The sequence below is a fragment of the Flavobacterium sp. FlaQc-47 genome (genome assembly GCF_044006475.1).
GTDB lineage: Bacteria > Bacteroidota > Bacteroidia > Flavobacteriales > Flavobacteriaceae > Flavobacterium.
Map to the genome: position 1 here is coordinate 326,782 of NZ_JBIPCQ010000006.1, position 10,492 is coordinate 337,273.

Sequence of the window (10,492 nt, forward strand, 5' to 3'; positions counted from 1 at the left end):
TTAAATTTTAAAATGCAACTCACCTAAAAACATAGGTTTTAAATCTATGTTTCTATGTATTTGTTACATTTTATTAACGGTACAATTATTCTGTATTATTTATTAATTCCTTAATACAGATGCAATTTCTTTGTTTTTTAGTGGTATAGTATCCTGTACCTACCTGATTTTATCAAAATGATAATTTATAATCTTTCAATATTTTAACATCATAGTACAGGATACTATATAAAAACAGAACTGTTAGTTTTGAAATAACATGAAATTAACTATGACATTCAAAAACATTCTTCAAAAATATATGATTATTGCCTTTGCTTTGTTTTTACAAAAAAGCAATGCGCAACAAACTGAGAAAGTCTATTTGTCCGGAAAAGATTTTGAACATCCTGTACAATGGGATTTTTATTGCACGGGCGGAAATAAAAGCAAAGTCTGGTCTAAAATCAATGTGCCGTCGCAATGGGAATTAGAGGGTTTTGGCGAATATACTTATGGTCGATGGTACAAGGAACTGAATCAAAAAGAACCGAGTAAGGAAGAAGGTTTGTACAAATATGAATTTGAAATTCCGGCAGATTATAAAAATAAAGAGGTTCTAATTGCGTTTGGCGGCGCGATGACGGATACTAAAGTGAAAGTCAATGGCAAGGTAGCGGGGGCGATTCATCAGGGTGGTTTTTATGAATTTAAATATGATATCTCTTCTTTATTAAAGTTTGGTGTTAAGAATATTTTAGAAGTGCATGTCTGGAAACATTCTGCTAATAAATCAGTAAATGCGGCTGAACGACGTGCGGACTGGTGGCTGTTTGGCGGCATTTATCGTCCGGTTTGGTTAGAGGTTTCGCCTAAAACCCATATTGAAAATATTGCCGTAAATGCTAAAATGGACGGATCGATTACGGTTGATCTGAATCTTAAAGATATTCCTAAAAATAGTATTCTCGAAGCAAAACTTAAAGGTTTGAACGGAGAAAATTTTGAAGTATTTAGTTTTCCGCTTAAAGCTAAAACTACTGTAGCATCAATTGCGGCGAAATGGAAAAATGTAAAACCCTGGAATCCTGAAACGCCAAATTTGTATGAATTAGAATTAATCTTAAAACAAAATGGGATTGTACTTCATCAATACAATAAACGAATTGGTTTTAGAACTTTGGAATTTAAAAAACAGGACGGCATTTATGTAAATGGTACCAAAATTATCATGAAGGGAATTAATCGTCACTCGTTTTGGCCGGAAGGCGGAAGAAGTACGAGCAAAAGGATCAGTGAATTAGACGGGAAATTATTGAAGGATATGAATATGAATGCGGTTCGCGGGCATTATCCGCCTGACGATCACTTTCTGGATGTCTGTGATTCTTTAGGTCTTTTTGTTTTGAATGAACTGGCGGGCTGGCAAAACTCGTATGATACTGAAACGGGAACCAAACTGGTAGAGGAAATGGTGACGCGAGACGTCAATCATCCATCGGTAATAATTTGGGACAATGGCAATGAAGGCGGCTGGAATTATAATGTAGATAAAGTTTTTAGCGAGAATGATCCGCAAAAAAGAATTGTGATTCATCCGTGGGCTGATTTTAACGGTTGGGATACGCATCATTATCCGACTTATTTAACGGGAATGCATCGTTTTAATTCGGGTGAAAATGTATTTTTTCCAACTGAATTTATGCACGGAACTTACGATAACGGACATGGCGCAGCTTTAGAAGATTTCTGGAACCGTTATAAGGAAAGTCCGCTTTTTGCGGGTGGTTTTATGTGGGCGATGCTTGACGAAGCGGTAAAACGATCTGACTGGACGGGTGATGTAAAATTTGATTCGAAAGGTTCGCTTGCTGCGGATGGAATTCTTGGACCTCATCGTGAAAGGGAAGGAAGTTATTATACGGTTAAGGAGGTTTGGGCGCCAATTCAGTTTCAGCCGAAACAAGTTACTGAAGATTTTGACGGATCATTTTTGATTACCAATGATTATTTGTTTAGTAATTTGAATTCCTGTAAAATGGATTTTAAAGTTTTGAAAGCTGATGCTACTATTTTGTATACAAGTGGAAATTCTACTGCAATAAGTTCAGGAAAAATTGAGATTCCAAGTATTGATCCCGGGGAAACCCGTAAAATCAAATTGGCTGTTCCCGATAATTTTTCTGAAGGGGATATTTTATCAATTTCGGCTTTTGATCGCTTTGATAAAGAAATTTATACATGGACATGGCCCATTCATAAAGCGAAATATTATGCTGCTAAATTTTTAACTGTTCAGGACATTAAAGTAAAAGCTTCGGTTACAAAAACGGCCAATGAAATCATTTTGAAGGGAAATAATGTCATGGTAACTTTAGACATTACGACTGGAGAAATTATATCTGTTAAAAATGCGACTTCGATAATCCCGCTTACAAATGGTCCGCGACCTATTGGAATGAAAGCCCAATTAAAGGATATCCAGATTTCGCAAGAAGGTGAAAAAGCGGTTTGTAAGGTCAATTATTCAGGCGGATTATCTTCTATAAAATGGATTATGGAACCCGACGGACGTTTTAAAATGGAATTGCTGGCGCTTAAAAATGCTTCTGGCGGTGCCGGTTTTGATGGTGCTTTTTTTGAAGATAAAATCAACGCTTTCGGCATTACTTTTAGTTTTCCGGAAAAGGAAGTTACAGGTATTAAATGGTTTGGAAGAGGTCCTTATCATGTCTGGAAAAACCGCATTAAAGGAACTACTTTCGGCTTTTGGGAAAAGGATTATAACAACACTATTACGGGTGAAAGTTTTGAGAATTTGATTTATCCGGAATTTAAAGGTTACCATGCGAATTTATTATGCGCAAATCTAAAAGCGGGAACCTCATCATTTAAGGTTTTCAGCGAAAATGATCATTTATTCCTGAGATTATTCACGCCTGATTTGCCTAAAAATGCTTTCGCGGGAAGTTATCCGCAACCTGGTTTTCCGGAAGGTGATATTTCGTTTATGTATGAAATTCCGGCAATGAGGGATTTTAAACCCCTTGAACAGCAAGGTCCGCAGAGTCAGCCCACGAATATCAGGATTAAAAGCGGTGACGACGGGATTGAAATGAATTTGTGGTTTGATTTTAGGGGTGGAATTTAGTTTCAGGTTTTATTTTGTTTCAGGTTTGAGGTTTCCCAGGTTTTAAACTTTAACAAAGCTTGATATTTTACATCAGAAATATGAAATCAATTAAAATACTTTCGGATTAGCTTTTTAATTTCTCGCAGATTTATTTCTTTTTAAACTTTAATATAGCTTGATAATTACATCAAAAATATGAAATCAATTAAAATATTTTCAGCCCTTTTATTAGGCTTACTGTTTTTCAATTTCACAATAAAACAAGATTTTAAACCCACTGTTTTTATGGTGGGTGATTCGACTGTAAAAAATGGCAAAGGCGATGGTTCGGGTGGGCTTTGGGGTTGGGGAGATTTTATTGGTCAGTTCCTGGACACTACAAAAGTAAATATTGAAAATCATGCTTTGGGCGGAACAAGCAGTCGTACTTTTCAGGATAAAGGTTTGTGGAATGTTGTTTTGAATAAACTCAAAAAAGGGGATTATGTTCTGATTCAGTTTGGTCATAATGATAACGGACCTTTAAACGACAGTCTTCGCGCACGCGGAACGATTAAAGGCATTGGAAAAGAAACCCAGGAAATAGATAATATCTTAACTAAAAAGCACGAAATTGTTCATACTTACGGCTGGTACATTCAGAAAATAATTCGTGAAGCAAAATCTAAAGGCGCGATTCCGATTGTTTGTTCACCGATTCCCAGAAACGACTGGAAAGATGGAAAAGTGCCTCGTAACGACAAATCGTATGGTTTGTGGGCGAAACAGATTGCGCACAAGGAAAAGGTGACTTTTATTAATTTGAATGATGAAATGAGCCTTGAAATGGAAAATTTGGGCGAACAAAAAGTAACGGGAACTTATTTTTATAAAAAAGACCATACGCATACATCATCAAAAGGTGCTGTGCTTTCGGCTTCGGTCATTATCAATCAATTGAAAGAGAGCCAAAACTCTTTGAAAAATTTCATTTTAAAAGATCCTGAAATTGTACTTCCTAAAAAGAAAAAAGTTTACTTAATTGGCGATTCGACTATGGCTAATAACAACGATGTAAATGCTGTGGGCTGGGGAGTTGCATTTCCTGCTTATTGCGACACAACACGCATTGAGGTAATTAATAAAGCCAGAAGTGGTCGAAGCTCCAGAACTTTTGACCATGAAGGTGTTTGGGAGGAAGTTAAAAATCAATTGCAAGCGGGAGATTTTATATTGATTCAGTTTGGACATAATGATGCCGGAGCAATTGACAAAGAAAAATTCAGAGGTTCTATTAAAGGAAATGGCGATGAAACTCAGGAAGTAACCCTGGCTGACGGCTCTAAAGAAACGGTACATACTTTTGGCTGGTATCTGGAAAAGTTTATTGGTCAGGCGAAAGAAAAAGGTGCTATCCCAATTGTTTTAAGTCAGACACCCAGAAACGAATGGCCAAACGAAAAAGTAGAACGACGAAGCGATACCTACGGAAAATGGTCAAAAGAAGCCGCTGAGAAACAAAATACCTTTTATATTGATCTTAATGAAATCGTTGCGATGGAATATGAAAAATTAGGCAAAGAAAAAGTAAAAGCGTTTTTCCCAAAAGACCACACACATACAGGTACAGAAGGCGCTGATTTTAATGCAAAAACTGTCGCGGAAAGTATCAAGAAACTGAAGGATTGTGAGCTTAAGAGTTACTTGAGGATAGAGTAAAGAGGATAGAGGTAAGATGAAAGATGTGAGAAGCAAGATGTTTGATTGCAAATTTTAAGACACTGTCCCAAAAAGTCTGTAACCTTAACTCTATACTCTTTCATCTTGCTTCTCATATCTTGCTTCTCATATCTTGCTTCTCATATCTTGCTTCTAACATCTTGCTTCTCATATCTTGATTCTCATATCTTGCTTCTTACATCTTTGCTTCTCATATCTTGCTTCTCATATCTTGCTTCTCATATCTTGCTTCTAACATCTTGCTTCTTACATCTTTGCTTCTTTCCTCATCATTCTTACAAATAAAAAAAACCTCGTTTAAAATGAATTAAACGAGGTTTTATTTTGACTAAAAATATTATTTTTTTGATTCTTCGATAGAAACTTTTCTAAACTCTTTTAAAAGTTTTTCAATTTCTAAAGTAGCTTTACGAGCTCTTGCTCCAGCAGCTTTAACACCTTTTTCTGTTAAAGAGTCAGCTTCTGTTTTAAATGTTTCAATTTCGGCGTTGATTTTTACTAATAGATCTTTCATGCTTATAATTATTAAATTAAGGCGCAAAAATAAAAGTTTGAATGATAGTTACAACATATTTGACGTTAAAATTATCGGCGTTTTTTAACGTTTGATTTAACATTAAATTTACCTCACTTTTTTTCTCCTTCAATAAAAGAACCAATCCGCTACTAATCAACTACTTATTTTTTAATTTATAAAATAACATGCCTTTAGAACGTATAGACAGAGATGAAAAATAATTTGTTATATTTTTTTAAATCATCAAAAACAGTCAGAAATTTTACACTTTGAACGGGAGAAAAGAAGAGATTAGCTGAAAACATGCTAAAAAATCATTCCACTTTTTGCTTATTTATGTATACATTTTTAAAATTTACGTTCGTTATTAAGCTTTTATCAATATTTGGTTTCACAGTTTCAATTTTTAAATTCTCAAATGTAAAATTCGATAAGCGCACATTAGGATCATTTTCTACTCCGTAAAAAGTATCACATTTTAAATCGATATTTTTTAAGGTCACATTGTCTCCATAAGATAATGGCACATCAGGGCGACCTTTCATATCAAAAAATTGTTTCCAGGCAAAAATTGCCAGACCCGTTTTTGCTTCGCCTTTGATATCCTCTACTCTTATATATTCGTATCGCTGTGGTGTATCAGGTCGCATTTTCAACCACAATAATCTCGACGCGCCATCAATCTTGCAATTGCGCATTATTACGTTTCTGTTGTGGATAGATTCGCTTCCGTTTGTTAGTGCAGAATGACAAAATCCAAAATTGCAGTCTTCTATAATGACATTGGCATTAGGCCCGTTGTTGGGATCCTGATCTGCGTAGGGTCCTTTTCCTCCTTTTAAGGCAATCGCATCATCGTTAACAGACATATAACAGCCTTTAACCAAAAAATTGGTGCAAATATCAATATCAATAGCATCTGTACTTGGGGCTTTTATGCTAATATGTGGGGAGAAAATATAGAGATCAAGCAGTTTTACATTATTGCATTTATAAAAATGATTGGTCCAGAATCCTGAATTAATCAGTTTTACGTCCTGAAACTGCACATTATTAGAGTTCCATACAAAAATCAATCTTGGTCTTGAAACTTCGAGATTGGTACATTTTGGATTTTCTTTGCGGCGCTGCCAGAAGGCTTCCCAATATTTTCTTCCGTTTCCGTTGATGGTTCCTTTTCCCGAAATCGAAAAATTATCAACTCCGTAAGCGTTTACTAATGCAGGAAAATAATCTAAATTTTGCCCTTCCATTCTTGATGGCATGATTGGGAAATCGGCAATATTATCTGAACCTTTTAAAACTCCGCCTTCAGAAACATATAAAGTCGTTTTGGGTTTAAAAAATAAGGCTCCGCTCAGGAAAACTCCTTTTGGAATCACAATGACTCCTCCTCCATTTGCAGCAGCTTTATCAATTACTTTCTGGATGGCAACGGTTTGGATTTTAGTACTGTCTTTTACTATTCCAAAATCTGTTATGGTGTATTTTTTGCCCAGATCTTTCAATTGAATTTTAGAATAATCCTTGAACCAGCTGGTGATTTCAGTTCCGTCAGGGAATTTGTCATTTTTGTAATCCTGCGAAAATGTGGATTGCGAAATAGTGAAGACGCAGATTAAAATTTTTAAGATATTTTTCATTTTTGGTTTCTGTTAGTATAGTTGTTGCTTTGTTTTGTACAATAATTTGCGGTCAATCATTTTCGGTATTTTTTGTTGGATTAACTTCTTCTGTTCGCAATTGCTTGGGTCTCATTTCTCCAATTTGTGCCGTTAGGCTACCAATATTTAGTGCCTAACGGCACATTTCATATTTGGATTCGCATTACTCTAATTTTTCTGCCAACATGTAAGTCCTAAATAGCAACTTTACGACTTATCTCTGAGAGATTAAATATTGGTAGTTAATTGAATCATAATAAAGAAAGCGTGCCGTAGGTACGCAATAGTTATCATTTTGTTGCGTACCTACGGCACGCCAACATATTTCTAATCTATAATAACTACCAATATTTAGTACCTAACGGCACATTTCATATTTGGATTCGCATTGCTCTAATTTTTCTGCCAATATGTAACTCCTAAATAGCAACTTTACGACTTATCTCGGAGAGATTAAATATTGGTAATTAATTATAAATCAGAATAAATCCAGTGTGCAGTAGGTAAGCAATAGTTATGATTTTGCTTCGTACCTACGGCACGCCAACATATTTCTAAATCTACATTAACTACCAATATTTAGTGCCTAACGGCACATTTCAAATATGGGTTCGTATTGCTCTAATTTTTCTGCCAACATGTAAGTCCTAAATAGTAACTTTACAACTTATCTCTGAGAGATTAAATATTGGTAATTAATTATAAATCAGAATAAATCCAGTGTGCAGTAGTTACGCAATAGTTATCATTTGTTGCGTACCTACGGCACGCCAACGTATTTCTAAATCTACATTAACTACCAATGTTTAGTGCCTAACGGCACATTTCAAATTTGGATTCGCATTACTCTAATTTTTCTGCCAATATGTAACTCCTAAATAGCAACTTTACGACTTATCTCTGAGAGATTAAATATTGGTAATTAATTATAAATCAGAATAAATCCAGTGTGCAGTAGGTACGCAATAGTTATCATTTGTTGCGTACCTGCGGCGCATCAACGTATTTCTTGGATTCTGGTTTTCATCTGTTTCTGTTTTTCTATTTTTAAAACAATTTAATCATTTAATCTAAATGAAAAACTTCTTTCAGCGGAATTGTTACGGGTGAATTATCCGGATTTGTTTCCATAATATCAGCCATATAACTCCACCATTTTTTTACAATGGGATGATTGGGCAAAAGATCCGGATCAAAATCTTTACTTACTTTCTGGATTGCGAAAAGCGTCAACGTTGCTTCATCTAAAAAAATACTATAATCCTGTATACCGCTTTCTGAAAGTAATGTTTGTAATTCCGCCCAGATTTGATCGTGCCGAATTTTGTATTCGGTTTCAAAACCGGGTTTTAACTTCATTGTAAAAGCATTTCTAATTGTATTATTATTTTCCATATTTAAAATGAATTTATTATTGTTGGCGTAATTTATTTAACACATAGAGACATAGTTTATTGGATCTCAAAAAAGGCGTTTCACTGATTTAAATTCAAATAGCTTTGTCCCTTTGTCCCTCTGCACCTCTTTCAAACTATTTTAAAAATAAATGCCGAAGCCGTTTCATATTTCCCACCCTGCGAAGCAGTAAACAAATACGTTGGTTTTCCGTTTTGAAACAATAATTGCGGACGCTCAACTCTTCCGTATCTGTTTAAATGTTTTGGTGCTTCGGGCTGACTAATATATTTGTTTAAGGGCTGATAAGCAATTTGGGGATTACTCCAATGTTTGCCGTCGTCAGAATCCATATACAAACCGTAATCGATCCCAAAAACGCCCATATCCCTTGCCAGCATTTTGAATTTCTTATTTTCGTACCATACAAAAGAGTCTTCACATTGTTTGTTATTTCCTAATTTCGAGAAATCAATTACAGGATTGTGTTCGTATTTTTCATAAGGTCCGTGAAGTGATTTTGCAATTGCCAGTCCATATTTCCTGTTGCCTTTTACGGGAAATTTTGGATGCTCATAATTTTCTGTATCTAATGATTTATAGTACAGCCAGTATTCGCCGTTTGGATGTTTTAAAAATGACGGATTTGTGGTTAAAAGATCATCCCAGGAACCTTCTTTTCCAGGCAATAACAACGGTTGATCCGGTCGTTCCCATGGTCCGTAAAGTGAATCCGAAGTCGCTAAACCAATTCGTTTTGTGTTCATTTTGCCGTTTGAATTTCCCATGAAAAACAGGGCATATTTTCCGTCTACAAAATGAATACTGGGATTATGGCAAGTTGTGGCATCCCAGAAACCTTCGCTTCTTGGCGCTAAAATCGTACTGATATATTCATACGGCCCTTCGGGATTATTGGCGACGGCGTGGGCAATCTCTGAGCTATTGATCCATCCGCTCATTCCTTTTGCTTTTGGCCATCTTGAAAAAAATACGTGAATTTTTCCGTCAGGGCCCTCTATTGGACTGTTGCACCAAACGTAATAATCTTCAAATTCTAAAGCGCGTCCTACTGGCCGAAGTTTTTTTTCGAAATCAGAAAGCTTTGGATCATCCAATAAATTAATGGCTTTCGCCGAAAATGGAAGACACAGCGCCATAACAGCAAGAGAATTTCCGATTATAAATTGTCTTCTATTCATGTTAGTTTTAATTCAATTAAGATTTATTTGAAGATAACTGTGTGTTGTTTTTTTTGCCAAAGATTAAAATAAAATTAATCTCGCAAAGGCGCTAAGACGCAAAGTTTAAAAAATATGGGTGAAAAATTTAAACACATAGAAACATAGATTTTTTGTTTGACTTAAAGAGTATTAAAAAGAAACTCATTTCTTTCACATAGTTATGTGAATTAAAAATAAATGAAATGCCTTTTTTTAAAGTCCTGTAGCCATGCCTCTATGTGTTTAAATAATCGCAATGTTTTTTACTTTTTCTCTGTTTTAATTTTCAATTATAAATTGTCTTCTATTCATGTTATTTTTAATTCAATTGAGATTTATTTGAAGATAACTATGTGTTATTTTTTTTGCCAAAGATTCTAAGGATTAAAATAAAATTAATCTCGCAAAGGCGCTAAGACGCAAAGTTTAAAAAATATGGGTGAAAATTTAAACACATAGAAACATAGATTTTTTGTTTGACTTAAAGAGTATTTAAAAGAAACTCATTTCTTTCACATAGCTATGTGAATTAAAAATAAATGAAATGCCTTTTTTTAAAAGTTCTATAAGCTATGTTTCTATGTGTTTAAATAATCGCAATGTTTTTTACTTTTTGTCTGTTTTAATTTTCAATTATAAATTTTCTTCTATTCATATTAGTTTTAATTCAATTGAGATTTATTTGAAGATAAAAATTTAAACACATAGAAACATAGATTTTATGTTTGATTTAAGGAGTATTTAAAAGAAACTCATTTCTTTCACATAGCTATGTGAATTAAAAATAAATGAAATGCCTTTTTTTAAAAGTTCTATAAGCTATGTTTCTATGTGTTTAAATAATCGCAATGTTTTTTACTTT

The 10,492-nt window shown here is 34.5% G+C and carries 6 protein-coding genes; 2 read left to right on the forward strand and 4 right to left on the reverse strand.

The window, feature by feature from the left end:
• Window positions 1–259: 259 nt before the first annotated feature.
• Window positions 260–3,130, forward strand: a complete 2,871-nt coding sequence (locus ACHRVX_RS19560; RefSeq protein ID WP_395335302.1) for a glycoside hydrolase family 2 TIM barrel-domain containing protein — start codon at window positions 260–262, stop codon at window positions 3,128–3,130.
• 177 nt (window positions 3,131–3,307) lie between these two features.
• Window positions 3,308–4,810 carry a rhamnogalacturonan acetylesterase gene (locus tag ACHRVX_RS19565; RefSeq protein WP_395335305.1) on the forward strand — a complete coding sequence of 501 codons (1,503 nt, stop codon included), beginning with the start codon at window positions 3,308–3,310 and terminating at the stop codon, window positions 4,808–4,810.
• A gap of 358 nt (window positions 4,811–5,168) precedes the next feature.
• Here ACHRVX_RS19565 and ACHRVX_RS19570 read toward each other — a convergent pair whose 3' ends face one another.
• From ACHRVX_RS19570 to ACHRVX_RS19585, 4 genes are all read right to left on the reverse strand, one after another.
• Window positions 5,169–5,345, reverse strand: coding sequence for a histone H1 (locus ACHRVX_RS19570; protein ID WP_213294129.1), 177 nt, complete (start codon window positions 5,343–5,345; stop codon window positions 5,169–5,171).
• A 317-nt stretch (window positions 5,346–5,662) separates the two neighbouring features.
• Window positions 5,663–6,991: a glycoside hydrolase family 28 protein gene (locus ACHRVX_RS19575; protein ID WP_395335307.1), complete on the reverse strand. Its 1,329-nt coding sequence runs from the start codon at window positions 6,989–6,991 to the stop codon at window positions 5,663–5,665.
• A 1,086-nt stretch (window positions 6,992–8,077) separates the two neighbouring features.
• Window positions 8,078–8,407, reverse strand: a complete 330-nt coding sequence (rhaM, locus tag ACHRVX_RS19580; RefSeq protein WP_395335309.1) for an L-rhamnose mutarotase — start codon at window positions 8,405–8,407, stop codon at window positions 8,078–8,080.
• A 131-nt stretch (window positions 8,408–8,538) separates the two neighbouring features.
• Complete coding sequence (locus ACHRVX_RS19585) at window positions 8,539–9,609, reverse strand: glycoside hydrolase family protein (RefSeq protein ID WP_395335311.1); 1,071 nt, start codon at window positions 9,607–9,609, stop codon at window positions 8,539–8,541.
• Window positions 9,610–10,492: the final 883 nt, after the last annotated feature.

What these genes read in the sequence shown, in the direction of transcription:
- ACHRVX_RS19570 (WP_213294129.1), bottom strand. Translation starts at nt 5,345, where the DNA reads ATGAAAGATCTATTAGTAAAAATCAACGCCGAAATTGAAACATTTAAA.
- rhaM (WP_395335309.1), bottom strand. Translation starts at nt 8,407, where the DNA reads ATGGAAAATAATAATACAATTAGAAATGCTTTTACAATGAAGTTAAAA.
- ACHRVX_RS19560 (WP_395335302.1), top strand. Translation starts at nt 260, where the DNA reads ATGAAATTAACTATGACATTCAAAAACATTCTTCAAAAATATATGATT.
- ACHRVX_RS19575 (WP_395335307.1), bottom strand. Translation starts at nt 6,991, where the DNA reads ATGAAAAATATCTTAAAAATTTTAATCTGCGTCTTCACTATTTCGCAA.
- ACHRVX_RS19585 (WP_395335311.1), bottom strand. Translation starts at nt 9,609, where the DNA reads ATGAATAGAAGACAATTTATAATCGGAAATTCTCTTGCTGTTATGGCG.
- ACHRVX_RS19565 (WP_395335305.1), top strand. Translation starts at nt 3,308, where the DNA reads ATGAAATCAATTAAAATATTTTCAGCCCTTTTATTAGGCTTACTGTTT.